General features: G+C 70.8%; 22 protein-coding genes, 1 pseudogene and 1 riboswitch. Of the genes and pseudogenes, 14 read left to right on the top strand and 9 right to left on the bottom strand.

Translation table 11 applies throughout. The features are described from left to right. The first annotated feature begins 44 nt into the window (after window positions 1-44). The gene (locus ACQPY0_RS14140; protein ID WP_432988739.1) at window positions 45-971 is read left to right on the top strand and encodes a class I SAM-dependent methyltransferase; all 927 of its coding nucleotides are present in this window, start codon (window positions 45-47) and stop codon (window positions 969-971) included. A gap of 290 nt (window positions 972-1,261) precedes the next feature. Here the strand turns inward: ACQPY0_RS14140 and cobN are convergent, their stop codons facing one another. Further along, a complete protein-coding gene (cobN, locus tag ACQPY0_RS14135; protein ID WP_432988738.1) occupies window positions 1,262-4,819 on the bottom strand; it encodes a cobaltochelatase subunit CobN in 3,558 nt (1,185 codons plus the stop codon). Window positions 4,820-4,857: 38 nt separating this feature from the next. Beyond that, window positions 4,858-5,069, bottom strand: a riboswitch (cobalamin riboswitch). 36 nt (window positions 5,070-5,105) lie between these two features. On the opposite strand from cobN, the gene ACQPY0_RS14130 reads away from it, so the two are divergent. The 4 genes from ACQPY0_RS14130 to ACQPY0_RS14115 all read left to right on the top strand — a co-directional run bounded on the left by ACQPY0_RS14130 (window position 5,106) and on the right by ACQPY0_RS14115 (window position 8,845). Further along, the gene (locus ACQPY0_RS14130) at window positions 5,106-6,179 is read left to right on the top strand and encodes a precorrin-3B synthase (RefSeq protein ID WP_432988736.1); all 1,074 of its coding nucleotides are present in this window, start codon (window positions 5,106-5,108) and stop codon (window positions 6,177-6,179) included. Continuing rightward, on the top strand, window positions 6,176-6,796 hold the full coding sequence (locus ACQPY0_RS14125) for a precorrin-8X methylmutase (protein ID WP_432988734.1): 621 nt from the start codon (window positions 6,176-6,178) through the stop codon (window positions 6,794-6,796). Before ACQPY0_RS14130 ends, ACQPY0_RS14125 begins: the two co-directional genes overlap by 4 nt. Window positions 6,797-6,800: 4 nt before the next feature. After that, window positions 6,801-8,306 carry a precorrin-2 C(20)-methyltransferase gene (locus ACQPY0_RS14120; protein ID WP_432988732.1) on the top strand — a complete coding sequence of 502 codons (1,506 nt, stop codon included), beginning with the start codon at window positions 6,801-6,803 and terminating at the stop codon, window positions 8,304-8,306. 125 nt (window positions 8,307-8,431) lie between these two features. Next, a complete protein-coding gene (locus ACQPY0_RS14115) occupies window positions 8,432-8,845 on the top strand; it encodes a hypothetical protein (RefSeq protein WP_432988730.1) in 414 nt (137 codons plus the stop codon). Between the two features lie 61 nt (window positions 8,846-8,906). Here the strand turns inward: ACQPY0_RS14115 and ACQPY0_RS14110 are convergent, their stop codons facing one another. Then, window positions 8,907-9,665 carry a siderophore-interacting protein gene (locus ACQPY0_RS14110; RefSeq protein WP_432988728.1) on the bottom strand — a complete coding sequence of 253 codons (759 nt, stop codon included), beginning with the start codon at window positions 9,663-9,665 and terminating at the stop codon, window positions 8,907-8,909. After that, on the bottom strand, window positions 9,662-10,681 hold the full coding sequence (locus ACQPY0_RS14105; RefSeq protein WP_432988726.1) for an ABC transporter substrate-binding protein: 1,020 nt from the start codon (window positions 10,679-10,681) through the stop codon (window positions 9,662-9,664). The genes ACQPY0_RS14110 and ACQPY0_RS14105 overlap by 4 nt, the downstream gene beginning before the upstream one ends. A 71-nt stretch (window positions 10,682-10,752) precedes the next feature. Here ACQPY0_RS14105 and ACQPY0_RS14100 point away from each other — a divergent pair, with 71 nt between their 5' ends. The 3 genes from ACQPY0_RS14100 to ACQPY0_RS14090 are packed head-to-tail and all read left to right on the top strand — an operon-like array spanning window position 10,753 to window position 13,503. After that, the gene (locus ACQPY0_RS14100; RefSeq protein ID WP_432988724.1) at window positions 10,753-11,724 is read left to right on the top strand and encodes a FecCD family ABC transporter permease; all 972 of its coding nucleotides are present in this window, start codon (window positions 10,753-10,755) and stop codon (window positions 11,722-11,724) included. Next, window positions 11,721-12,716, top strand: a complete 996-nt coding sequence (locus ACQPY0_RS14095; RefSeq protein ID WP_432988722.1) for a FecCD family ABC transporter permease — start codon at window positions 11,721-11,723, stop codon at window positions 12,714-12,716. The genes ACQPY0_RS14100 and ACQPY0_RS14095 overlap by 4 nt, the downstream gene beginning before the upstream one ends. Beyond that, window positions 12,709-13,503, top strand: coding sequence for an ABC transporter ATP-binding protein (locus ACQPY0_RS14090; RefSeq protein WP_432988720.1), 795 nt, complete (start codon window positions 12,709-12,711; stop codon window positions 13,501-13,503). Before ACQPY0_RS14095 ends, ACQPY0_RS14090 begins: the two co-directional genes overlap by 8 nt. 140 nt (window positions 13,504-13,643) lie before the next feature. On the opposite strand, the gene ACQPY0_RS14085 is transcribed toward ACQPY0_RS14090, so the two are convergent. From ACQPY0_RS14085 to ACQPY0_RS14075, 3 genes are all read right to left on the bottom strand, one after another. After that, window positions 13,644-14,027, bottom strand: a complete 384-nt coding sequence (locus ACQPY0_RS14085; RefSeq protein ID WP_432988718.1) for a helix-turn-helix domain-containing protein — start codon at window positions 14,025-14,027, stop codon at window positions 13,644-13,646. Then, on the bottom strand, window positions 14,024-14,287 hold the full coding sequence (locus tag ACQPY0_RS14080; protein ID WP_432988716.1) for a hypothetical protein: 264 nt from the start codon (window positions 14,285-14,287) through the stop codon (window positions 14,024-14,026). The genes ACQPY0_RS14085 and ACQPY0_RS14080 overlap by 4 nt, the downstream gene beginning before the upstream one ends. 221 nt (window positions 14,288-14,508) lie before the next feature. After that, window positions 14,509-17,808, bottom strand: coding sequence for a BTAD domain-containing putative transcriptional regulator (locus ACQPY0_RS14075; RefSeq protein ID WP_432988714.1), 3,300 nt, complete (start codon window positions 17,806-17,808; stop codon window positions 14,509-14,511). A gap of 147 nt (window positions 17,809-17,955) precedes the next feature. Between ACQPY0_RS14075 and ACQPY0_RS14070 the strand changes: the two genes are divergently transcribed. The 4 genes and pseudogenes from ACQPY0_RS14070 to ACQPY0_RS14055 all read left to right on the top strand — a co-directional run bounded on the left by ACQPY0_RS14070 (window position 17,956) and on the right by ACQPY0_RS14055 (window position 20,691). Next, window positions 17,956-18,543, top strand: coding sequence for an NADPH-dependent FMN reductase (locus tag ACQPY0_RS14070; protein WP_432988712.1), 588 nt, complete (start codon window positions 17,956-17,958; stop codon window positions 18,541-18,543). Window positions 18,544-18,959: 416 nt separating this feature from the next. Beyond that, a complete protein-coding gene (locus tag ACQPY0_RS14065) occupies window positions 18,960-19,304 on the top strand; it encodes a DUF1801 domain-containing protein (protein ID WP_432988710.1) in 345 nt (114 codons plus the stop codon). Window positions 19,305-19,541: 237 nt separating this feature from the next. Next, window positions 19,542-19,985 (top strand): annotated as a pseudogene (locus ACQPY0_RS14060) (IS1380 family transposase); the annotation flags it as partial. Between the two features lie 127 nt (window positions 19,986-20,112). After that, window positions 20,113-20,691 carry a hypothetical protein gene (locus tag ACQPY0_RS14055; protein ID WP_432988708.1) on the top strand — a complete coding sequence of 193 codons (579 nt, stop codon included), beginning with the start codon at window positions 20,113-20,115 and terminating at the stop codon, window positions 20,689-20,691. Window positions 20,692-20,900: 209 nt separating this feature from the next. Here ACQPY0_RS14055 and ACQPY0_RS14050 read toward each other — a convergent pair whose 3' ends face one another. The 3 genes from ACQPY0_RS14050 to ACQPY0_RS14040 all read right to left on the bottom strand — a co-directional run bounded on the left by ACQPY0_RS14050 (window position 20,901) and on the right by ACQPY0_RS14040 (window position 23,476). Beyond that, entirely contained in the window at window positions 20,901-21,608 is a 708-nt protein-coding gene (locus tag ACQPY0_RS14050; protein WP_432988707.1) for an RloB family protein, read from the bottom strand. Continuing rightward, window positions 21,598-22,908, bottom strand: coding sequence for an AAA family ATPase (locus ACQPY0_RS14045; protein WP_432988705.1), 1,311 nt, complete (start codon window positions 22,906-22,908; stop codon window positions 21,598-21,600). The genes ACQPY0_RS14050 and ACQPY0_RS14045 overlap by 11 nt, the downstream gene beginning before the upstream one ends. Before the next feature lie 190 nt (window positions 22,909-23,098). Next, a complete protein-coding gene (locus ACQPY0_RS14040) occupies window positions 23,099-23,476 on the bottom strand; it encodes a hypothetical protein (protein WP_432988703.1) in 378 nt (125 codons plus the stop codon). Window positions 23,477-23,715: 239 nt separating this feature from the next. Here ACQPY0_RS14040 and ACQPY0_RS14035 point away from each other — a divergent pair, with 239 nt between their 5' ends. Together ACQPY0_RS14035 and ACQPY0_RS14030 are read left to right on the top strand one after the other, a co-directional pair. Next, on the top strand, window positions 23,716-24,438 hold the full coding sequence (locus ACQPY0_RS14035; RefSeq protein WP_432988701.1) for a TetR/AcrR family transcriptional regulator: 723 nt from the start codon (window positions 23,716-23,718) through the stop codon (window positions 24,436-24,438). After that, entirely contained in the window at window positions 24,431-25,192 is a 762-nt protein-coding gene (locus tag ACQPY0_RS14030; RefSeq protein ID WP_432988699.1) for a GTP pyrophosphokinase, read from the top strand. The genes ACQPY0_RS14035 and ACQPY0_RS14030 overlap by 8 nt, the downstream gene beginning before the upstream one ends. Window positions 25,193-25,283 lie beyond the last annotated feature (91 nt).

Genomic DNA, 25,283 nt, shown 5'->3' with positions numbered 1-25,283 from the left:
CAGCCACGATTGTCGAGTGGGCAGACGCCCACTAGAGTGGGCGCATGCCCACTATTCCGCCCACCAGCAACGAGTCCCATCACCAACGAACGGTAGCGGAGTCCTTCGGCGCCGACGCCGAGCGCTACAACCGGGTCCGCCCCAGCTACCCGGCGGCCCTGATCGACCGCATCCTGACCCGCGCCGCCGCCACCGCCCCCGCCTCGGGTCCGAACACCCCCGCCCCGGGTCCCGCCACCGCATCGGCCTCTGTCGCCGCCGGCCCGAGCCCGCTCATGGGCGCCGCCGATCCGAGTCCGTTGGTGGACGCCGCCGGCCCGGGTCCGCGGGTGCTCGACGCCGGGTGCGGCACGGGGATCGCGGCGCGGCTGTTCCAGGCGGCCGGCTGCACGGTGCTCGGCGTCGACCCCGATCCACGAATGGCGGCGGAGGCGCGCCGGCACGGGCTCGAGGTCGAGGTGGCGAAGATCGAGGACTGGGACCCGACCGGCCGCACGTTCGACGTGGTCGCGGCCGGGCAGACGTGGCACTGGGTCGAGCCGGTGGCGGGCGCGGCCAAGGCGGCCGCGGCGCTGCGGCCCGGCGGGGTGCTGGCGGTGTTCTGGAACGGGGTCGAGCCGCCGCCCGAGGTCGCCGAGGCCACCGCGGGCGTGTTCCGCCGGCTGCTGCCCGACATGCCTATGCTGCAACGCTACTCGTTCGGCGGCAACGCCTACGGCGCGCTGGGCGACAAGGCCGCCGACGGCATCCGCACAGCGGGCGGCTTCGGCGAGCCGGAGGCGTGGAGCTTCCCGTGGGAGCGACCGTACACCCGCACCGAGTGGGTCGAGCAACTGTCCACGTCCGGCTTCGTCAACCAGCTTCCGCCCGGGACGCTCGCCGACGTGCTGGCCGGCATCGGGGAGGCGATCGCCGACAGCTTCGTGGTGCGCTACTCGACCGTCGCCGCCGTCGCCCTCCGCGAAGCCTGACGCAAACCCTACGCGGAAGCCCGACGCAAACCTCACGCCGTCGACGACCGTTGCGCTGCCCGCCCCCCGCGGCCGTCGACAGCCGCGGCGCCGGAACCGCCGTCAACGACCGTCGCGCTACTCGCGCCCCTCGCCGCCGCCGACATTCGCAAACGGCTGAGGCCGCCGTGGCACGCAATGCCTGGTCGAGAAGGGACTGCCCGGGCGCCGTCCCGCATTGCTCCCCTCACGCTAACATGCCCATCCAACTTGGATCTTGCGATGTCGCGCACGGTGAATGCCGCGTCACGTTAGGCGTCCTCCAGGTCGCCCTCGGTCTGGAGGTACACCTCGCGCAGGCCGTCCAACGTGGACTGTTCGGGGTGCTCCCACAGGCCCCGGTCGGCCGCCTCCAGGAGGCGTTCGGCGATGCCGTGCAGCGCCCACGGGTTGGACTCGGTCAGGAACTTGTGGTTGTCGGGGTCGAAGACGTAGGACTCGGCGAGTTTCTCGTACATCCAGTCAGCCACGACGCCGGCCGTCGCGTCGAAGCCGAACAGGTAGTCCACCGTCGCCGCGAGTTCGAAGGCGCCCTTGTAGCCGTGCCGGCGCATCGCGGCCAGCCAGCGCGGGTTGACCACGCGCGCGCGGAAGACCCGGGCGGTCTCCTCGCTCAGCGTCCGGGTGCGAACGGCGTCCGGGTTCGTGCTGTCGCCGACGTACGCCGCCGGCGCCCGGCCCGTCAACGCTCGCACGGTCGCCACCATGCCGCCGTGGTACTGGAAGTAGTCGTCGGAGTCGGCGATGTCGTGCTCGCGCGTGTCGGTGTTCTTCACCGCGACGCTGATCCGACGGTACGCCCCCTCCATGTCGGCGCGCGCCTCGAGCCCGTCCACGCCGCGCCCGTACGCGTAGCCGCCCCACACCGCGTAGACCTCGGCCAGGTCGCGGTCGTCGCGCCAGTTCCGGCTGTCGATGAGCGGGAGGATGCCCGCGCCGTACGCGCCCGGCTTCGACCCGAACACCCGTAGCGTCGCGCGGCGCTCGTCGCCGTGCGCGGCCCGGTCCGCCTCCACGTGTGCGCGCACGTAGTTGTCGTCCGGGGACTCCTCGGCGCCGGCCGCCAGCCGGACCGCGTCGTCGAGGAGGGCGACCACATGCGGGAACGCGTCGCGGAAGAAGCCGGAGATGCGCATGGTCACGTCGATGCGCGGGCGCCCGAGCTCGGCGAGGTCGGTCAACTCCAGGCGGGTGACCCGGCGCGACGCCTCGTCCCACACCGGGCGGACGCCGAGCAGCGACAGGGCCTCGGCGATGTCGTCGCCGGCGGTGCGCATGGCGCTGGTGCCCCACATCGACAGCCCGACCGACCGGGGCCAGTCGCCGTGGTCCGCACGGTACCGCTTGAGCAGCGAGTCGGCCATCGCCTGCCCGGTCTCCCATGCTAGCCGGCTCGGCACGGCCTTGGGGTCCACGGAGTAGAAGTTGCGCCCGGTCGGCAGCACGTTGATGAGCCCCCGCAGCGGCGACCCGCTCGGCCCGGCCGGCACGTAGCCGCCCTCGAGCGCGTGCAGCACCATCGCGAGCTCGTCCGTGGTCCGCTCCAGCCGCGGCACGATCTCCTCGGCGGCGAAGCGCAGCACACGTACGACTTCCGAATTATCCGAAATTTCCGACAAATCCGTCGGGTCCCAGCCCCGCTCTTCCATCGCGGCCACCAGCGCGCGAGCGCGGGACTCAACGGAGTCCACAGTGGAGCGGTCCACAGCGGACTCGTCGAGCCCGAGCGCCTCCCGCAGCCCCGGCAGGGCGGCCACCTGCCCGCCCCACATCTGCCGGGCCCGGAGCATGGCCAGGACCAGATCGACGCGCGCCGGACCGGTGGGGGCCTGGCCGAGAATGTGCAGCCCGTCGCGGATCTGCACGTCCTTGACCTCGCACAGCCACCCGTCGACGTGCAGCAGGAAGTCGTCGAACTCGGCGTCGTGCGGCCGATCGGCGAGCCCGAGGTCGTGGTCGAGCCGCGCCGCCTGGATCAGTGTCCAGATCTGGGCCCGGATGGCGGGCAGCTTGGCCGGGTCGAGAGCCGCGATCGTGGCGTGCTCGTCGAGCAACTGCTCGAGCCGGGCGATGTCACCGTACGTGTCCGCGCGAGCCATCGGCGGTACGAGATGATCCACGAGCGTGGCGTGCGCCCGCCGCTTGGCCTGCGTCCCCTCCCCCGGGTCGTTGACGAGGAAGGGATAGACCAGCGGCAGGTTGCCCAGCGCCGCGTCGGCCCCGCATCCCGCGGACATCCCGACGGTCTTGCCGGGCAGCCACTCGAGATTGCCGTGCTTGCCGACGTGGACGACCGCGTGAGCTCCAAATCCAGCATCGGACGAGTCCGCCAGCCACCGGTACGCCGCCAGGTAATGGTGCGAAGGAGGCAGGTCGGGATCGTGGTAGATGGCGACCGGGTTCTCGCCGAACCCGCGCGGCGGCTGCACCATCACCACGACGTTGCCCCGCCGCAGCGCCGCGAGCACGATCGCGCCGTCCGACGGATCGACGAACAGCTCACCGGGCGCCGGTCCCCAGTGCTGCTCCATCCCCGCGCGGAGATCTGCGGGAAGGGTGGCGAACCACGCCCGGTAGCGATCGGCGGAGATCCGCACCGGGTTGCCCCGCAGCTGCTCCTCGGTGAGCCAGTTGACGTCCTGGCCACCGGCCGCGATGAGCTCGTGGATGAGCGCGTCGCCGTCGGACGGGAAGCCCTCCCCGAGGTCGTACCCGGCCTCGGCCAGCGCCGCCAGCAGCCGCACCACGCTCGCCGGCGTGTCGAGGCCGACGGCGTTGCCGATGCGGGAGTGCTTCGTCGGGTACGCGCTGAGCATCACCACGACCCGCTTGTCCGCGTTCGCCAGGCCGCGCAGCCGGGCGTGCGCCACCGCGATCCCGGCGACGCGCCCGGCCCGCTCCGGGTCGGCGACGTACACGGTGAGGCCGTCCTCGTCGATCTCCTTGAACGAGAACGGGACCGTGATGATCCGCCCGTCGAACTCTGGGATGGCGACCTGCGTGGCGGTGTCCAGCGGCGAGAGCCCGTCGTCGTTCTCATCCCAGGTGTCGCGGCTGCTGGTCAGGCACAGCCCCTGCAGGATCGGCACGTCCAGCGCCGCGAGCGCGCCCACGTCCCAGGCCTCGTCCTCGCCGCCGGCCTGCGCGTCGGCGGGGCGGGTGCCACCGGCCGCGAGCACGGTCACGACCAGCGCGTCGGCCCGGCGCAGGGTGTCGAGCAGCTCCGGCGGCGCGGTGCGCAGCGAGGCGGCGAAGACCGGCAGCGCGGTGGCGCCCTCGGCCTCGATCGCCGTGCACAGGCCTTCGACGAACGCGGTGTTGCCGGAGACGTGGTGCGCCCGGTAGTAGATGACGGCCACGGTCGGCCCGCCGGTCGCGGCGCTCGCGCGCTCCAGGACGCCCCAGGCGGGGGTCTCGACCGGGGCGGCGAAGCCGTGGCCGGTGAGCAGGATCGTGTCGGTCAGGAAGCGGTGCAGCTCGGTGAGGTTGGCCGGGCCGCCGAAGGCGAGATACGTGTGGGCCTGCGCGGCGAGGCCGGCCGGGACCGTGGAGTGGCTCATCAGCTCGGCGTCGGGCGCCTGCTCACCGCCGAGGACCACCACCGGAAGGCCCGTCACCAGGAGCGTGTCGAAGCCCTCCTGCCACTCGCGGTACGCCCCGAGGAAGCGCACCACGATCAGCTCCGCGCCGTCGGCGAGCCCGGTCAGGTCCGCCACGGGCGTGCGCGCCGGGTTGGCGAGCCGGTATTCGGCGCCGCTGGCCCGGGCGCTGAGCAGGTCGGTGTCGGAAGTCGACAGCAGCAGGATCACGCCGGGGTCCTCCCTCGGGGTCCGCGCCCCAAGCCGGTGGGATGGGTCCGGCGACGGAGAGTCTCCTGGCTCCCGGATCGGCGCTCGCCCCCGGGCCTTCCCGGGCGGGGCCCGGTGGCCGTGTGGTGCTGGAGGCTCGCTCCCCGGTCACAGTGGCGGGACCGTCCCGGATTCGCACCGGGTTCCTCCACACGTCGCCGTGGTACAGCGTCACAACTCTCCTCGACGAGCCCGCACGGAGTCAAGCGCACGTGCCGAGGCCCGCAGGCGCAGGTAGTATCCGCCCGTGCAGGCTCCCAGCGGACGCGACGCCCCCGACCGGTGCCCCGGTGCCGTGCAGGTCCACGCGGCCGCGGACGGCGGGCTGGCGCGCGTGCGGCTGCCCGGCGGGCGGATCACCGGCGCGCAACTCGGCGTCCTGCGGGCGGCCGCCGCGGAGCTCGCCGACCCCGCACTGGAGCTCACCTCACGGGGAAACGTGCAGGTCAGGGCACTTCCGCCGGGTGCAGAGCACGAGCTGGCGGCCCGGCTGAGCGACGCCGGCCTGCTGCCGTCGGCGACCCACGAGCGGGTCCGCAACATCGTGGCCAGCCCGCTGAGCACGGCCGTCCGCCCGCTCGTGCGCGAGTTCGACGCGATGCTGTGCGCCACACCCGCCCTCGCGGCGCTGCCGGGCCGGTTCCTGGCCACCGTCGACGACGGTCGCGGGGACGTGACGCCGCTGCTCGGCGACGTGGGGCTGCACGGTTCCCGTTTGGTTCTGGCAGGTGTACCGGCCCAGGCCCGCGGCGGCCCCGAGTTGCTCGTCCGCGCCGCCGAGGCGTTCCTGGCCGAGCGGGCCGCGCAGGACTCGCGCGCGTGGCGGCTGGCCGAGCTCACCGACGGGCCGGCCCGGGTCGCGGCCCGCCTCGGCACCGCGCTCGCGGATGTCCCGATCAACCGGGCCGCGGCGCCCGCGCCCGGGGTCCACGGCCGCGCCGCGGTCCTCGTCGTGCCGCTCGGGCTGCTCACGGCGGACCAGTCGGCGGCGCTGGCGGCCGCGGCGGACGAGATCATCGTCACGCCGTGGCGGACCGTCGTCGTCCCGGCGGCCGCGATGGCCGAGGCTGAGCGGGCCGGGCTCGTCGCCGACCCCGCCTCGCCGTGGGCCGGGGTGACGGCCTGCGCCGGGCGGCCCGGCTGCGCCAAGTCGCTCGCCGACGTCCGCGCGGACGCCCGGGCCGCCGTGGCCGCCGGCACATCGTCACCGGAGGGCCGGCCGGTGCACTGGGTCGGCTGTGAGCGGCGCTGCGGCGCACCGAAGGAAAGGCACCTGGAGATGGTCGCGACGATTTCGGGCTACCGGAGCGCGGCGGCATGACGGAGTACATCCGCGACGGCGCCGAGATCTACCGGCGCTCGTTCGCCACCATCCGGGCCGAGGCCGACCTGTCCGGGCTGCCGGCCGACGTCGCGCAGGTGACGGTGCGCATGATCCACGCCTGCGGCATGGTCGACCTGCCCGCGGACGTGGGCTACTCCCCCGGCGTCGTCGCGTCCGCGCGTGCCGCGCTGCGTTCGGGCGCACCGATCCTCTGCGACGCCGAGATGGTCGCCTCGGGGGTGACCCGGGCCCGGCTGCCCCGCGACAACGAGGTCGTGTGCACGTTGCGCGATCCCGCCGTACCGGCGCTGGCCGCCCGGCTGGGCAACACCCGCAGCGCCGCCGCGCTGGAGCTGTGGCGGGGCCGCCTCGACGGCGCCGTCGTGGCCGTCGGCAACGCGCCCACCGCCCTGTTCCGGCTGCTGGAGCTGGTCGCCGAGGGGGCCGGCACGCCCGCCGCGGTGCTCGGCATCCCGGTCGGCTTCATCGGCGCCGCCGAGTCGAAGGCGGCGCTGGCCGCGTCCGGGCTGGAGCATCTCGTGGTGCACGGGCGCCGGGGCGGCAGCGCGATGACGGCCGCCGCCGTCAACGCGATCGCGAGCGAGAGGGAGTAGCACTGTGAACGGTGGCAGGCTCTACGGCGTCGGTCTCGGCCCGGGCGACCCCGAGCTGGTGACGGTGAAGGCGGCCCGGCTCGTCGCCGCCGCGCCCGTCGTGGCCTACCACAGCGCCCGCCACGGGCGCAGCATCGCCCGCTCGATCGCCGCGCCGTACCTGCGCCCCGAGCAGATCGAGGAGGCGCTGGTCTACCCGGTGACGACCGAGGACAGCGCCGACTACCGGGGCGTCATCGAGGAGCACTACGACGCGTGGGCGGCCCGCCTGGCCGCGCACCTCGACGCCGGCCGGGACGTGGTCGTGCTGTGCGAGGGCGACCCGCTGTTCTACGGCTCGTACATGCACATGCACAAGCGGCTTTCGACGCGGTACCGCACCGAGGTCGTCCCGGGCGTGACCTCCGTCGCCGGCGCCTCCGCGGTGCTGGGCCGCCCGCTGGTCGAGCGGGACGAGATCCTCACGGTGCTGCCCGGCACCCTGGACGCGGACGTGCTCGCCGAGCGCCTCGCCACCACCGACTCGGCCGCGGTGATGAAGCTGGGCCGCACGTTCGGCAAGGTCCGCGACGCGCTGGAGCGGGCGGGCCGGCTGGACGAGGCCTGGTACGTCGAGCGGGCCACCACCGCCGGCGAGCGCGTCGCCCCGCTGTCCGATGTGGACCCGGCGACGGTGCCGTACTTCTCGATCGCCCTGCTGCCCTCCCGCGTCCACGACGAGACCGCCGCGCGGCTGGCCGAGACGCCGCCCGACGCCGGCCACGAGGGCGAGGTGGTGGTCGTCGGCCTCGGCCCGGCCGGGCGTGACTGGCTCACGCCGGAGGCCCAGGCCGCGCTGGCCGCCGCCGACGACCTCGTCGGCTACGGGCCGTACCTGGCCCGGGTCCCGCACAACCCCCGCCAGCGCCGGCACGCCTCCGACAACCGCGTCGAGGCCGAGCGGGCCGAGTTCGCCCTGTCCCTGGCCCGCGACGGCCGCCGCGTCGCGGTCGTCTCCTCCGGCGACCCGGGCGTCTTCGCCATGGCCGCCGCGGTGCTGGAGGTCGCCGCCGAGCCGCAGTGGAAGGACCTCCCGGTCCGGGTCCTGCCGGGCCTGACCGCGGCGCAGGCCGTGGCGAGCCGCGTCGGCGCCCCGCTGGGCCACGACTTCTGCGTGCTGTCGCTGTCGGACCGGCTCAAGCCGTGGGACGTCATCACCGCCCGGCTGGAGGCCGCGGCCCGCGCCGACCTCGTCATCGCCGTGTACAACCCGGGCTCGAAGTCCCGCACGTGGCAGGTCGAGGCGGCCAAGGCGGTCCTGCTGCGCCACCGCGCCGCCGACACCCCGGTCGTGGTCGGCCGCGACGTCGGCGGCCCGCAGGAGTCGGTACGGGTGGTCCGCCTGGCCGACCTGGAACCGTCCGAAGTGGACATGCGCACGCTGCTCATCGTCGGCTCGTCGCAGACCCGGCGTCTGGACCGCGACGGGTCCGCCCCGGTCGTGTGGACGCCCCGCCGCTACCCGGCCTGAGTTCCCCGCCCCGGCCCGGCCGGCGGGGTGAGGTCGGGTTGGCGACAGTTGCGTGGCAATGCCGGTAGCGCCCCTATCGTGCTTCTCGACGACAAATGCGAGATCTCTCAAGGGGGCAGACAGCCATGAGCGACTACGACGGCGGCGAGCAGCTCGACCCCGGCTACACCGGCAACGACCAGCCGGAGACGCTCGACCCGGGATACACCGGCAACGACCAGCCCGACGTCTTCGGCGGCCACGGCACCGACTTCGGCCACTACGAGGCCGGCCAGGAGCACGAGGCGCAGGACCACCTGCACCAGGACCACGGTGCGCAGGCCGACTTCGGCAGCCAGTTCGGCATCTTCGAGCAGGACCACCACGAGGCGGAGTCGACCGCGCTCGTGCACGGCCAGCACGTCGAGTACAGCAGCGGCTACGACGAGGGCGAGCAGCCCGCCTTCACCGGCGGCGACATCGACGAGCTCCAGAACCGCCTGGGCAGCCTCGGCGAGGACCACGGCGGCGAAGCCCACCTCGGCGTCGCCTCCAACTGACCCGCGCCACGCCTCCCGGCCGGGAGAAACCGCTCCCGGCCGGGCCGGGACCGCAACGCCGTCAGGCCGCGGCCGACTCCTCGATCAGGTCGTCCTCGGTCGCGCCGCGCCGCCAGTAGCCGGTGAACCTCACCCGCCGCCTGTCGAAGCCCCGCTCCCGCACCAGATGCCGCCGCAGCGCCCGGACCTCGCCGGACTCCCCGGCGATGAACGCGTACGGCGTCCCGGACGGCAGCGCGGCGTCCCGCAACGGCGCCACCAACCCGCCGGGGCAGTGCACGGTGCCGGGCGCGCAGCGCTGCGGCGCGCTCGCGATCCACGAGTACACCGGCAGCGAGGAACCGACCCAGGACCGGATCGCGTCCAGGGCCGGGACCGCGGAATCGTCCCCGGCCAACAGCACCCACTCGGTGTCCGCGGGCGGCTGGAAGTCGACGCCGCCGTTGTCGGCCACGGTGGGGCCGAGCACCAGCAGCCGGTCGCCGACGCTGACCTGCGAGGCCCACTGGATGGCCGGGCCGCCGCCCGGGTGCAGGGCGAAGTCGACGTCGAACGAGTCCGGGCGCGCGGCGGAGACCGTGTAGGTGCGCATGATCCCGCGAACCGACGGGTCCAGGGCGCGCCACCGCGGGTACCACTGCTCGGAGCGCGGCACGATCGCCTCGGACTGGCCGGGCGCCGGGAAGAACAGCTTGCACCGCTGGTCCCTTCCCCCGCTGACGAAGCCGCCGAGCGTGTCCCCGGCGAAGGTCACGCGCACCGCCGCGGGCGTCAGGGCCTCGTGCCGCACCACCGAGACGTCGAAGAAGTCATACGTCACGACGCGACCTTCCTGGCTGCGGCCAGGGCCTTCGCGAGCGCCTCCAGCGCCCCCGCGCACCCGGCGTGGCTGAAGCGCGGCTCGCTCTGCCAGGCGACGATCTGCCCGGCCTTGACCGCGGGAAGGCTCGCCCAGGTCGGCTTGGCGGCGAGGTCCCTGGGCTGCAGCGCCTGGGCCCGGTTGTCGAGCAGGATCACGTCGGCCTGGTACTTGTCCGCGTTCTCCCAGCTCAGGTTCTCGAAGTAGCCGCCGGACACGGCGCCGGGGGCGATGACCTCGACGCCGAGCTCCTGGTAGTAGCTCAGTTCGGCGTACACCTTCGGGTCGCAGACGTAGAGCAGGTCCGGGCTCGCCGAGGCGGCCAGCACCTTCAGGCCGCCGTTGGCCTTCACCGCGGCCTTGACCGCCTCGGAGGCCGCCTCGAAGCGGGCCTTCGCGTCGGCGACCGGCTTGGCCGCGAGGTCCGCGCCGAGGGCCCCGGCCAGGTCGGCGTAGCGCTGGATGACCTTCCGCAGTGAGGTCCGCGACACGGTGATGCCGGCGCTGGGGGCGAGCGCGAGGATCTTGTCCTTGCTGTCGTCCGGCACGTACCACAGCTGGTTCGGCTCGTACATGTTGGTGATGAGCAGCTCGGGGCGCAGCGCGGCGTACTTCTCGATGTTGAACTCGCCCCACGCGTTGCCCAGCGACTCGACCTTGGCCGGGTCGACGTCGCCGGCGAGCGGGTCCTTGCCGCCGTCGGCCGCCTTGAGCGGGCCGAAGGTGCCCACGAGCGGGGACGTGATGCCGAAGTCGTGCAGGGCGGCGGCGGTGCCGATGTAGGCGACGATCTTCTTCGGCGCGGCCGCCAGGCTCACGTTGGTGCCGCGGTCGTCGGTGAAGGCGAAGGGGCCACCGCCAGCACCGCTCGCGCCCGGCTCGGCGCCGGTGCCGGACTCGCCGTCGCCGCAGGCGGCGAGCGCGCCCAGGCCGAGGACGCCGGCGAGCAGGCCGCGGCGGGACACGTTGAAGGACATGGTGGGTTGCCTCCCTCTCGATCGAAGCTTAGGGTAGCCTCACTTAAGTTGATCGTGTCAAGGCGGTAGTTTTGCGCGCATTCGTCCGGCTCGCCAGCGCGACCGGCGTCCTCGTCGTGGTCGCGGTCGCCAGCCTCGCCATCGGTGCCCGGGCCCTCGGCCCCGCCGAGGTGTGGCACGGCCTGACCGACGCCGCCTCGGCCGGCGCCACCGTCGTGCGCGAGCTGCGGCTCCCGCGCACCGTCCTGGGCCTGCTCGTGGGCGCCGCGCTGGGGCTGGCCGGGGCGCTGATGCAGGCGCTGACCCGCAACCCGCTCGCGGACCCCGGCCTGCTCGGCGTCAACGCCGGCGCGTCGGCCGCCGTGGTCAGCGCGATCGCCTTCCTCGGCGTGACGGATCTCTCCGGATACATCTGGTTCGCCTTCGGCGGGGCGGCCCTGGTGTCCGTCGTGGTCTATGCCGTGGCCGGCGGGCGCGGCTCGTCCCCCGGCGGCCTGGCCCTCAGCGGTACCGCGGTGAGCGCGGCCCTCTACGCCTACGTGGCCGCGGTACAACTGCTGGACACCGCGTCCCTGGACCGGATGCGGTTCTGGACCGCGGGCTCGCTCGCCGCCGCCCGCCCCGGCACCGCGGGCCTGATCACGCCGTTCGTCGCCGCCGGCGTGATCGTCGCCGCGGCGCTGGCCCGCCCGCTCAACACCCTGGCGCTCGGCGACGACGCCGCCCGGGCCCTCGGCGCGCATCCGGGCCGCATCCGCATCGCCGCGGCCGTCGCGATCGTGCTGCTGTGCGGCGCGGCCACGGCGGCGTGCGGCCCGATCGTGTTCCTGGGCCTCATGGTGCCGCACCTGGTCCGCTCGTTCACCGGGCCCGACGTGAGACTGCTGCTGCTGTACAGCGCGATCCTCGCCCCGGCGCTGCTGCTCGCCGCCGACGTCATCGGCCGGGTGGTCGCCAGGCCCGGAGAGCTGCAGGTCGGGGTCGTGACCGCCGTGCTCGGCGGCTGCTTCTTCCTGGCGATCGTCCGCCGGCGGCGCATATGAGCGGCCGGACCCGCGCCTTCACCGTCGGCCTCGTCCTGGCCGCCGTCGCCGTCCTCATCGCCCTGTACGCGATCGGCAGCGGCGACTACCCGATGAGCGTGCCGGACGTGGTCCGCACGCTGTTCGGGCACGGCTCCAAGGCCGACGAGTTCATCGTTCGCGAGCTGCGCCTGCCCCGGGTCGTCACCGCCCTGGTCACCGGCGGCGCCCTGGCGTTGGCCGGCGCGCTGTTCCAGTCACTGGTGCGCAACCCGCTGGGCAGCCCCGACGTCCTCGGCTTCACCCAGGGCTCGGCCACCGGCGGGCTGCTCGCGGTGGTGGCGTTCGGCGGCGGCACCACGGCCGTCGCCACCGGCTCGATGCTCTCCGCGATCGCCACCGGCGTCGCGATCTACCTGCTCGTGTGGCGCGGCGGCGGCCACGGCCACCGGCTGATCCTGGTCGGCATCGGCGTGGCCGGCATTCTCACCGGCGTCAACAGTTACCTGCTCATCCGGGCCAACATCGTCGACGCCGCCCGGGCCGTGCTGTGGCTCACGGGCAGCCTCGACGGCCGCGGCTGGGGCCACGCCGCCGTCGCCGGTGGCGCCCTGGCCGTCGTCACCCCGGTCGTCGTCGCCTGCGGCCAGGCGCTGCGCAACCTGGAGCTCGGCGACGACCCGGCCCGCGCGCTCGGCGTCAACGTCGGCGCGGTCCGCGTCACCGCGCTGGCCGGCGCGGTCCTGCTCGCCGCCGCCGCGTCCGCGGCCGCCGGCCCGGTGCTGTTCGTGGCGCTCACCGCCCCGCAGCTGGCTCGCCGCCTGACCCGCACGAGCGGCCCGAACCTGCTGCCGTCGCTGTTGCTGGGCGCCGCCCTGCTCAGCGGCGCCGACGTGGTCGCCCAGCGCGCCTTCCCCGGCCACCAGCTCCCGGTCGGCGTGGTGACCGGCCTGCTCGGCGGCGGCTACCTGGTCCTGCTGCTCGCGCGTACCGCAAGGAGAGCCCGTGTCTGAGTCCGACCGGCTGCGGGGCACCGACCTCACGCTCGGCTACGACGGCCGTACGGTCGCCACCGGCCTGTCCATCGACGTCCCCGACGGCTCCTTCACGGTCATCGTCGGCCCGAACGCCTGCGGCAAGTCGACCCTGCTGCGCTCCCTGGCCCGGGTCCTGCGCCCGAAGTCCGGCACGGTCCTGCTCGACGGCCGCGACATCGCCACCCGCCCGGCGAAGGAGGTCGCCCGCCACCTGGGCCTGCTCGCCCAGACCGCGATCGCCCCGGACGGCATCACGGTCGCGGATCTGGTCTCCCGCGGCCGCTACCCGCACCGCGGCCCGCTCAGCTCCTGGGCGCCGGCCGACGAGGCGGCGCTCAAGTGGGCGATGGACGCGACCTCGGTGACGGAGCTGGCGAACGCGTACGTCGACGAGCTCTCCGGCGGCCAGCGCCAGCGCGTGTGGATCGCGATGGTGCTGGCCCAGCAGACCCCGCTGCTGCTGCTCGACGAGCCGACCACGTACCTCGACATCGCCCACCAGATCGACATCCTGGAGCTGTGCGCGAGCCTGCACCGCGACCACGGACGCACTCTGGTAGCGGTGCTGCACGAGCTGAACCTGGCCGCCCGCTACGCCACCCACCTGGTCGCGATGCGCGACGGCCGCATCCTCGCCGAGGGCCCACCGTCGCAGGTGGTGACCGAGCCGATGATGGAACAGGTCTTCACCCTGCCATGCCGGGTCATCCCCGACCCGGAAACCGGCACAGCATTGGTCATCCCCCGCAAACGCGCCGCCTGATTCCGATGCGACCGCGGTGCGGTGTGCGGGCGTACATCTGCGGCTCGTATTTAGCAGATAGTCGCGCAGGACGCGGGAGTACAGGACGTTCGCATCGGCGAGGACGACACGGACCAGGTCCGTCTCCTCGGGAGTGTCGCTCATCCGGTCAGGCCGAGATCGTTCTGCAAGGCAGCCAGGTCGGCCAGCGCGTCGCGCCGACGTGGACGCTCAGACTCCAGAAATGCCCTGATCGAGGAGACCCGGATGCGATGGTGTGTGCCAACCTTGCGGAACTCCAGCAGGTGACGGTCCATCAGCTTGCAGACCTGAGGACGTGACATGCCCAGCAGCACCGCCGCCTCGGTCGGGGAGATTTCGGCGTTGCCTGGGGACACCAGGATCTCCTCACCGCGCGTCCGGGCGTCGACCCACCGGGACACCAACTCCGCGGTCTCCCGTGACAGCGCCACCTCTACCTCTTCACCGGCCCCTTCCAGAGCGCGATGAAGAGCACTGGCATCCCGCACCAACAGATCACTCATGACCCTGCTCCAACTGCACCAAATGTAGTGCTGCACGGCTCGTTCCCACCCCCAGTGGAAGAACCGGGGACAAGGCGCGACCAGATCAGCATGAGCACGAGGCCGAGCAGCAGGGCGAGCATGCCGATGATGAATACGCCGCCGATGTGCCATTGCGGTCCGCCGAGCGCCGGCAGGGCGCAGCGCGAGAGGAGATCCCGCAGGCCGGCCGATCCGCGGTAGGCCGAGGCGGAGGTGAGGCCGTAGTAGAGGGCGATCATCAGGCCGCAGGAGGACACGGCGTCGCCGATGACCTGACCGTCGGGACTTCTTGACCTGGTCGGGGCGAGCGAGGAGGAGAGGACGGAGTTCTTCCTCCGCCACGACACCTTCTGGCTTCAGACGTAGGCAGCCGAAGAACGTTATCTGGCATCGATGGCCCCGAATTCCAGCGGTACCTGATCGCCCAAACCTGATCAAATTCACCCGGTGTCGACAACGGTCACACTATGGGCTCGTTCAGCGTGGTTGCGAGGGCCCGCAGTTCTTCGGAGGTGAGGCCGCCGCCGAGTTGGAACTCGGTGGTGAAACGGGGTTCGCCCAGGGCCTGACAGACCCGTGTGGTGATTCGGTCGATGTCGCCGCGCTCGGAAGGCCCAGGTGGCCGTGAGCTCGATCCGCGCGTCGCAGCCGCCGCGCCGAGAAGCCGGGCGGCGCGGTGGTGATGTCCGGCGAGGGCCAGCGCCCCAGCCAGTCCCTCCACGGTGATCGGCATGTCCCGGGATGTGTCGAACCCGGCGGCGAGGTCGAGCGATTCCAGGTGGGAGGCGAGGGCGGTGGCCGCGTCGCCGCGTTGCTCGGCGAGGAAGCCGAACTCCGTTAGGACGAGGGGAAGGTACGGAGGTTGGGCTTCCTGGCGTGGAGCCAGGCTGAGCATGTCGCGGAGGTGGGTCTCGGCGAGGTCGAGGCGACCGTCTCTGCGGGCGGCGAAGGCGAGTCCGATCCTGGCGAAGATCTGTGCCTCCTGGTGGCCCTGTTCGACGGCCAGCCGCAGCGCCCGCTCGCAGGACTGCACCGCCTGCGGGTAGTCACCGCGTTGCAGCGCGATCCACCCGAGCCAGGACAGCCGGCCGGCAACCTCCGTCCACATACCGAGTTCCTCGGCCATGCGCTGCCCGTCGCGGTGGACGTGTTCGGCCCGGTCGTGGTCGCCGGTCATCTCGGCGAGGGCGCCGAGCCAGCCGGATGCCTCCAGCTGGCCCCAGCGGTCGCCGAGCTCACGGAACAGTGCCGCGCTCCGGTCGGCGTCACGTTCGATCGCGGTGACATCCCCCCTGATATGCGAGAGTTTGGCCCGGCTGGCGAGGACGGCGGCGATTCCCCAGCGATCACCGAGTGTTTGGAAGTCCGAGAGTGCCCGGTCCAGCAGGTCCTCGGCGACGGTCAGATCGCCGCGGCCGATCCCGGCGTAGGCCAGGAACCACTGTGCTCTGGCACGCCCGCCCAGGTCATCGGTGTCGTCGAACAGTCGCAGCGCCGTCCTACGGCGCTCTTCCCGGTCTGCCACGTCGCCGTGGAGGAACCCGACACCGGTCGCCCAGGCCAACGTCCTGGCCCGGCGTGCGGACGTCGAGACGGTGGCGACGGCTCCGGCGTGGGACGCGGGAACGTCAGCGTTACCGCAGGGCTTGACGGCGAGTGCGGCAGCGAAGGACCGCAGGGCCTCGTTCAGGCGGCCGCGCAGGAACCAGTACCAGGCCATCGCGTCGACGAGGCGCAGGGCGCCGTCGGCGTCCGCGTCCCTGATCGCGGCGTTGAGCGCGGCGCGGAGATTCATCGCCTCGGCGTCGAGGCGGCGCAGCCACCGCTGCTGGTCAGGTCCGTGCAGGTGCGGCTCGGCCTGCTCGGCCAGGTCGACGTAATAGCGCTGGTGCCGCCGCCGGAGCGGTTCGAGTTCGTCTGCTGCCTGCAGTCGCTCGATGCAATAGGCCGCCACCGATTCCAGCAGCCGGTATCGGGGCACATCGGCGTTCTCCACCATGACCACCAGCGACCGGTCGACCAGACGGGCCAGCAGGTCCACGACGTCCAGGCCGTCCTGCGCGCAGACGACCTCGGCGGCCTCCAAGGTGCAGCCGTCGGCGTGCACCGCCAGCCGGCGCAGCACAACGCGCTCGGGGTCGGTCAACAACTCCCAGCTCCAGTCGATCATCGCCATCAGGGTCTGCTGCCGCGGTGGCGCCCCCCGATAGCCGACGGCCAACAGCCGGAACCGGTCGTCGAGTCGGTTGACCAGGCCCTGCACGCCCAGCGCCCGGACCCTCGTCGCAGCCAACTCCAGGGCCAGCGGGATGCCGTCGAGCCGCCGACACAGCACGGCGACCGCCGGGGCGGTGTCGGCGTCGAGGACGAATCCGCGAGCAGCCGCAGCCGCCCGTGCCACGAACAGCCGTACGGAGTCGGTCCGTTCCAGTTCGGCGAGACCGGCGGCGCGATCGGGCACCTTGAGCGGCGCAACGCTCCAGACGACCTCGCCGGCAAGGGCGAGCGGCTCCTGGCTGGTTGTCAGCAGCCGCAGCCCCGCAGCAGTGTGGAGCAGCAGCTCCGCCAGCTCGGCAACCGATTCGACAATGTGTTCGCAGTTGTCCAGCACCAGCAGCAGACGCCGGTGGCGCATCGCCTCGGCGAGCCGGTCCACCGAGGCCACCGGCTCAGCCGGGCCGGTCGTGTCCCGGATGTCCAGCACTGACATTATCGCCTCTGCCACCCGGTGCGTCACGTCCCGGTCGGTCGGCCGGTCCAGGGCCGCCAGCTCGACCAACCACACGCCATCGGGGAACGGACTTCCCTCGGCGCCCGGTGGAAGCGAGGCCAGCTGCCGGGCGGTCTCCAGCGCCAGCCGAGTCTTCCCCACCCCGCCTGGACCGGTGAGCGTCACCAGGCGGTCGGTCTCCAACCGAGCGCGGATCTCGGCGACCGCGTCGCCCCGGCCGATCAACTCGGTGAGTGGCGTGCGCAGGTTCGAGGCAGGCTGCGCCGACGGACCCGGTGTGGCCGGCGCGGCCAGCGCCGCGTCCTGCGTCAGGATCGCCCGGTGCAGGGCGACCAGCTCGACACCCGGATCCAGGCCCAGTTCATCGGCGAGCAGACCGCGCAGCTCCTCGTAGCTGGCAAGGGCCTCGCTCTGGCGTCCGGAGCGGTACAGGGCGCGCATGTGCGCGGCCCGCAAGCGCTCCCGGAGTGGATGCTCGGCCAGTAGGGCGCCGAGCCCGCTGGCCAGCAGGGCGTGCTGGCCCAGTGATAGCCGCGCCTCGGCCAGGTCCTCCTCAGCGGTGAGCCGTTGCTGCGTCAATTGAGCGATGGCGGACCGGGTGAACGGCTCGTCGGCGAAGTCGGCGAACGCCGGGCCTCGCCATGCCGCCAGCGCCTCCGACAGCAGCGTGGCCCTGGCCCGGGGCTCGCCGGCCCGGCCCGCCTCGGCGATCAGGGACTGGAACCTGTCGGCGTCGGTCTCACCTTTCAACAGGTACCCCGCGGGATCGTGCTGGACCAACTCCCGGCCGCCCGGCTCGGCGTCCTCCAGCGCCCGGCGCAGCTGCGAGACCTTCGCCGACAAGGCGCCTGCGGGGTTGCCGGGCGGGTTGTCGCCCCACAGGTCATCAACGAGTCGGTCAGCGGAGACCGGCCGGCCCTCGTGCACCAGAAGGTCGGCCAGCAGGGTGCGGACCTTCAGCCCGGGCACCCCAACCGGTGTGCCGCTGGTCGTCCACACCGTCAACGGGCCGAGCACGCCAAACCGCATGACGGCCACGATAACCCTGCCTCGGCCGGGTGATGTCCACGTACGCGTCGCGTGAGCTGCGCCGTAAGCCGACGAGCAAGAAGCCGTAAACGGCCTGCGACACCGTGGGTCACGTCGAACGGGAACCGACCGCGGCGGAGGTGGGACATGTTGGAGAACGACCGGCTGCGGCTGGCGGTCATCATCGGCAGCACTCGCAAGGGCCGGTTCGGACCCACGATCGCCGGCTGGTTCGTGGGCAGAGCCCGCCGACACGGCGACCTCGACGTCGACGTGATCGACCTGGCCGAGGCCGATCTGCCATCGACCCTCACTGACGAGGACGAGCCCGTCCCTCCGCAGGTGCTCGCCCTGGCACCCCGGTTGTCCGCCGCGGACGCCTTCGCAGTGGTCACCCCCGAGTACAACCGGAGCTTCCCCGCTCCGCTCAAGACTGCCATCGACTGGTACTACCGCGAATGGCAGGCCAAACCCGTAACCTTCGTCGCCTACGGCAGGGAGTCCGGCGGCCTGCACGCCATCGACCAGCTACGGCAGGTCTTCACCGAACTGGATGCCGTTGCCATCCGCGACGCCATCAGCCTCCCCAGGTACTGGGAAATGTTCGCCCCTGACGGCACCTGGCCCAAAGCCGCCTCCGACTGCAACACCACCGTCACCGCCACACTGGACCACCTGTCCTGGTGGGCCCACGCATTGCGGGATGCCCGGACCAAGTCCCCCTACACCACGTAGACCCACCTCCACAGCGTGCGACGCCCCCTCCCGGCAAGACGATGATCTGGGCCGGATCGCGCTGTGGACCCATCCGATATCCCAATGGCACCTCATGAGGGAGCTATGCGGTTTCTTCTGCTTGGACCCTTGGAAGTCCATGATGAACGCAGTGCACGGGCGCATCATCGACCGCTCGAAGCTCCACTCGTTGTTTTCGGTCCTGCTCACCAATGCCACTACGTTGGCGCCCGTAGATACGCTCGTCGATGAACTATCGGACCCGAACGCACCCAAGTCCGCCAGACGGAATCTCAAGACCTACGTATGATTGCTGCGCAGTCTGCTCGCTTCGACCGGCACCGGAGCGAGCCCAATCCGCAGTGATTCGCGTGGGTGCATGTTCAGGCCGCGCCAAACGATGATAGGAGAAGACCGTGAGTGACGATGTAACCCAGTACATCAACAAGGCACAGCCGTGGCAGATTGATGTTTGCGAGAGACTACGCGCGATGGTCGGCCAGACTATTCCGGATGCCGAGGAGCAGCTCCAGTACGGCAAGCCGCACTACCTCAAGAACGGGCACCACGCGGCTGTCATCGCGGTGGCCAAGGACAAGGTTTCGTTCATGGTGTTCAACGCAACGGACATTCCGGAGGTCAAGGGGTTCCTTCGGGCATTGGGCAACGGTGAACGCAAAGCCGTCGACATCAGAGAAGGGCAGGACGTCAACTACGACGCACTTGCCAGCATCCTGGAAAAGACCACGACTGCCCTGTAGCCCCCAGGGCATCCGCCATTCAGGACCCGGTCCTGGCACCGCGAGCCCAGGCGGCCATCCCACTGCCCGGCACCTCCACCGAGGTCGTACCGACCAAGCGACCGGCGACGGGCACTACCTCGGTCTTTCGTGAAGCGCCGTCCATAGTGCGGATCGGGAATGGGGAGGTGCCTTCTGAGCTGGCAAGATAGGACTTGCTGACGGTCTTGTCGGTCCCGCGCGGAAGGCACCTGCCAGGTGAAGACTACGAACAGGCCCGAAGATCACGGTGAGCGCGGACGGGCGTGGCGTGGTCGGCCATGCCGGCGCCCGGCTGCTCGCCGATGTTGCCGACACGACAGGGAGCGAGTTCAGTGACGCTCTGGCTGGGTTGCGGCAGCGGCGGGGCGGGCATGACCCGGGTCGCGGTTGGCGTGGCGGTGATGCTCGCCGACGGCGGTCAGGTGATCGCCGACCTTGCGGTGCTGCGTGACCAGGCCGACTTGTTCGGGGCGGTGGCGTTAGGTCCGACCGCGTGGCGGGTAACAGTCGCTGCCGTCCCGGCCGTACGGAAGGAATTGTCGTGCCCCGGTCGACGGGTGTGCCGCCGCCACGTTGGCTGCGCACGTGCACCCATCCCTGCCGCGAACGCGATGCGTGCCGACCAGCGCACCCGGGCCAGCCGTGCCGCTTGTCCTCGACCATCGCGGCCGAGGCGACGGTCATCGCCGCATCCCTTCGGAGAGGAGTGTTGTGCATGGAGATGGTCCGGACGAAGGTTTGGCACGCCTCCGCTTGCAGATGAGCCAGGCCCTCGGGGTGTGCGTCCGTGGTTGGCGCGACAAGCGGCAAGGTCAATTGTCGTCTTGACCGCCACGGTCAGCACGCTGCCTTCGGGGGAGCGGGCTTCGGTGGTCGCCAACGACTTGCCTGGGAGACGACCGGCCGCCTGCGCGGCACGTCGGTAACTGTCGACAGCCTCGGCGGGCGAGGTGACCTCGAAGCGTCCGGTCTGGGTCACGGCGTCGGCGATGAGTTGCGGCGCGAGTTCTTTGATCGCCTCGTCGTCGTGGAACTCCAGCGGCAACCGGCTTCGCTGTGCGGTCAGGTTCTGCGCGGCGCGTTCCTGCTGGACTCGTCGCCGCTCGGGATCAACCCATGCCGCGTAGGCGGAAACGGCGCGGATCTCGCGAGCCGAGAAGAAGAGACCGGTCAGGCCGTCGGCTTGGGCCGCCTGCCACCACTGGGCCGCCAGATGCTCGGCCTCCTCGACCGTGTCGAATACGCCGAAGGCTGTGGTCCGGTAGCCGTTGCGAACGGTGGTGGCTTCGATGGTGAACTTCGGCAGTTCGGCTGGTTCCGACGGTGGCGCGGGTTCGTCGCCTGCTGTCGCAACCCGTTCAGGTAGTGCCTCGTGGTGCAACTTCCACAGCCCGTCAATCTCGGCGCGCGCCGCCTCGCGGAAGCGCTCGCCCAGCCGCGTCGGAGTCGTTCAGCAGCTGCTCGTCATCCATTTGGTCGAGGTAAGCGCGGACGGCCCCATCGCGGGCGACGGCCAGCGCTCGGAGTTCACTCGACCATCGGTCATAGCCAATTCAGTGATCGCAGCCTTCAGCCTCACCGACCGCTGTGACGCCGCCCGCGAGCCTGATCAGTTCCCACTCGGCTCGGTGAGCCCACGTTCTGCTGGGTTTGAGCGGCCTCTCCCGGGTCGGCCCCGCCGGTAATGGTCAGCAGACGCGTCACAAGTTCGTGCACGCTGGTCCAGGGATTTCGGTCCACCATGCTCGGATAGTCCTGGCGCTTCCGCCGATCGAGCTGGTCGGCGTTCTTGAGCGCCGTTTCTCGGTAGGGCCAGAGTTTGTCGAAGTCGAAGCCCTTGTCATCGTAATCGAAGGGGAGGTCACGAGCAATCGACCGAGCTTTGTCATTGGTGAGGTACGCGGTGTGGAGTCGGAAATGGAGGATCAGCCAGAGTTCGAAGCACGGGTGGGAGATCGCGCAGCGGATCCCGGCCCGGTCTGCCCTCGCAATGGCCGCTTCCAGGCTTGGATGCCGCTGCCCATGATGCCCAGCCGACTCGACGTCGAAGACCGCCCAGGCGTGGTCATAGTCGGACTTGAGTTCTTCGGCTCGTCTCACGACGGTCAGGGGATCCGCACCGAGCCCGATGAAATTTATGCGCGCCGTTGCGAGACGGTACTCCTTGCGGATGCCGTTGAAGTAAATCTCCTCCGTCTTTACGCCTTCACAAACAATGACGATTGTCTCGGCCTCGATTGCCGTTCCTGCACGCCGGGTCAGCGGACGACTGTTACGCGCCATGTTCGTTGGCGTCCGCGGTGAGCTCGTCCAGCAGCGATCGGTCGAAGAATGGCACGGCGCCATACCTACCCTGGAGGTAACGACCCTCCACGTCGTCAAGGCCATCGCGCACGCGGCCGTACTCGGTCAACGGGTATAGCTTTGTAGCGCCGCTCGGCTCCTTGTTGGTGAGCCAAACCTGATCTCGGCGTAGACGGTACTCGACATGTCTTCCAAGGAGGTTCACGTCATGGCCCGTGAAGATCAACTGTGCTCCGGCGGGATTGGTCTGACGATCCTGAAACAGGCCTACAAGCTGCGCCGTCAGCAACGGGTGAAGGTCGGAGCCCAGATCGTCAATCGCCAGTAAAGAGCCGTTCCGGAGGCTAGACGTGGCGAGTCGGCTGAGGCGTAGCCAGGTCTGTGTGCCAGACGACTCCCATGGCCACGGAAGCGGCTCACCACCGCTGTCGGTTGCGGCTTGATGAACCAGTTCAAGCCGCGCGAACCGCCTCGGCGCTCCTTCCTCGGCCGCCGTGATGTCCGTTGCCCCCGCCTCCGCGCCGATCGCTGCTCGTCTCCGATGCCGCCTGAACCCGCCGAGGCCGAGGTTGGCCTCCTCCGGCGACCGCTCGACCATCGCAGCACCGATCACGCCGATATCGGCATAGCGGAGCACCGCCATTGTCTGGTCGTCAAGCGGTCGATTGGGAGCAGGGAAAAGACCGTTGATGGACGCTCTTTTCCACGAACTGAACCAGGCCGCCACGGACCGCAGTCGTGGATGGTTGTTAGCCGCTGCCGCAGATAGGAACAGGCTGTTCTCCCGGACGAGTTCAGCGATCGTCGCCTTCTGTCCTGTCAAGCTCGGGCCGAAGTCGGTCGTCATGCCGCTGCGTTCAAAGAGGGTGCTACGCTTGCCCTTAGGCCAGTAGTACAGCCACTCTTCCTGAATTGCCGTGTCGTCGAGATGGAATCCGTACTCGTACCTGACCTCATCATGCACGAAGTCAAAGACGAACGCGCTAGGCGCGAGCCTGCTGTCCATGTCCAAGCGGAAGGGCCACCGGGGTATGGGTTCCTCGGGCAGCCAGTACTGGTGCGACTCCACCACAACTGACTGAGCAAAGTCCATAGCCTTGACGACATTCGACTTCCCTGAGGCGTTCGGCCCGAAAATGCCGGCGACAGGCAGGGCGCGCTCCCTGCTCAGCGGTATCGCTGAGGTCGCGAGATCGGGATGGTCGTCGATTGCGATGAGAGAGAGCTCCTGCTCATCCTTAATCGATGCAAAGTTTGTGGCGCGGAACCGGAGCAACACAGCAGCCTCCGGGCTGGAGTTGGAGCTGATCCCCTACATGCTAGCATGTTTAACGATGGTTTCCGGCAAGTTTTGTCGAATTCGACGCTTAAACAGGGGGAGGAGCCGTCAGGTCGGGACGCGTTCACGAGGCGCGGGAGTTGATCCCTGGCCGACAGGAGTGCCCACCCTCGCGACGCTGACAGGCTGATCAACTCTGCGGGAGCGGCCTGGGCTGCACAGGAGCCGCCCCGGCATGACGGTAGCCAGAGGCCCACGGCGACCCCAGCAGCACCGAGCCGATCGCGCTGAACCCTCTGCGATCACGAAAGTGTGGTCTTGCCGGCGGCTTGGCGTCCTGGCCTGACCACGAGTCTCGGCAGCGGCCAGCCTTGAACTTGATCACGCGGTTCGCATCGTGCATCGCCCACTCCACCACTGCGCTCACCGAGCGCGCCCGGCCGGTGCACGGCCGGATGACCACGATCATGTTTGACGTGTCCGGCTGGTCGCCGATCAAGAACGAGGCGATGTCGCTCTCACGGATCGGGCCGACCGACCGCTGCGGCGCCACGTGGTCGCCGTTCACCGCGCGATCCACCAGCGGGCGACAAGACGTTTGAGTTGGGCGCGCAGCCCTTCGGGGTGACGCCGGAGGCCAAGGGGCGAGACAGACGTCGCGGGCGCGCATCGGGGTGACGGTGCCGAACGCGGCAGGGATCTGCCACAGCGTGACCACCCCAGGGTGGTGGCGGTCGTCACGCAGGCCGCAACGCCGGGCGAAACAACGTTGCAGAAGTGCAAAAATACAGTTATGCAACGTAAGAGATGGGTTTGCGTAAGCGCAAGCGCCTGGAGATCCGGGCGCGGATCGTCGACGCGGCGCTGGATCTCGCGCTGAAGCATGGCCTTGACGGCGTCGAGGCGATCAGTGCGGCTGCGCATGTGTCGGCGCGCACGTTCTTCAACTGCTTCGAGTCGAAGGGCGACGCCCTACTCAATGCTCCCGGCCCGGGCGAGGCCGGTAAGATCGTGAAGGCGGTTGTAGCGGCCGGTCCGGGGCCGACGCCGCGTGAGGTAGCGGTGCGGTCGGTCATTGAGTGGATCCGTCCGGGCCTGCGGTCGGTGCGCCGTCGAGGCGAGCGCCACGAGTTGCTTGCCTGGCACCCGCATCTGTTTGCCACCGCGTTCCGGCGCATGAACGACACCCAGGACGCCTTGTCCGAACGGGCGCTCCGGGCCGAGTCGGGCCCGGGGTGGGTTGATGCCCTGGCTGCTGCGGCGATCGGCGCGGTCCGCGCCGCCGTGAAGGAACGGACCCCTGCGGGTGGCACCGACACGGGCGACCACCCGGAAGAGCGCACCAACGCGCTCATGATCAGGACATGGGAGACCCAGGTCGATGCCGCGCCCACCGTCACGGTCCGGATCCGGCCACGTCCTGACCAGCCGAGCGCGTGGCCCCGGCTTTGCGGCTGCGCCAACCTGGGCCACACCGCCCGCCGGCGCGGACACTCGTCACCGGAACCAGACAAGGATCAATATGAATGATGACACTCCGGCGATCCCGGATCTGCTCACCATCGACCTGAGGCAGCAGCTGCTGGTGCGCCTGCGTGACACGTCGGCCGACGTTCTCGGGGCGGTCGGCAGCGCGCAGGAAGAGGTCTTTCGCCGCCTGCGCGAGACGCGCGACGAGTTCACCCGGCTACGGATGTACTACAGCTTCGGCATCCAGGAGGTGCTGACGAAGGTCGAGATCCTGCGGCAGGAGTTCGAGACCATCTACGACTACAGCCCGATCGAGCATGTGCGCTCCCGGCTCAAGTCGGCAGACAGCCTGCTGGAGAAGGCGGTACGCCAGGGCACCGAGCTGACCGTGCCGGCGATGCGGGCCGAGATACGCGACATCGCGGGGATCCGCATCACGTGCAGCTTCATCTCCGACGTGTACTGGATCGCCCAGGTGCTCAGCGCTCAGCCGGACTTGACGGTGCTCACGACCAAGGACTACATCGCCAACCCCAAACCCAACGGATACCGCTCGCTGCACCTGATCGTCGAGGTGCCGGTATTCCTGTCGAGCCACACCGAGCAGATCCCGGTGGAGTTGCAGATCCGCACGATCGCGATGGACTTCTGGGCGAGCATGGAGCACAAACTCTCCTACAAGTACCGCACAGACATGCCCGCGCACCTGGCCGCGGAGATCGCCGACGCCGCCCGGGCCGTCGCGGACCTGGACGCGCGCATGGGACGGCTGCGCGACGAGATAAGGCCGTCGCCGGCAGGTCAGCGGGGCTGAAGGTCTCGGGCCTATACTCGGCGGCGGGCGTTGAAGGGGACGAGTACCCCCGCACGCAGCCTTGAGCGAGCCGGGGACGGTGGAAGCCCGG

It is taken from the genome of Dactylosporangium sp. CA-233914, assembly GCF_050942935.1.
In the GTDB taxonomy this organism is placed as follows: domain Bacteria; phylum Actinomycetota; class Actinomycetes; order Mycobacteriales; family Micromonosporaceae; genus Dactylosporangium.
Note: the sequence above shows the minus strand (reverse complement) of the source record. Positions and strands in the feature narration are given on the sequence as shown.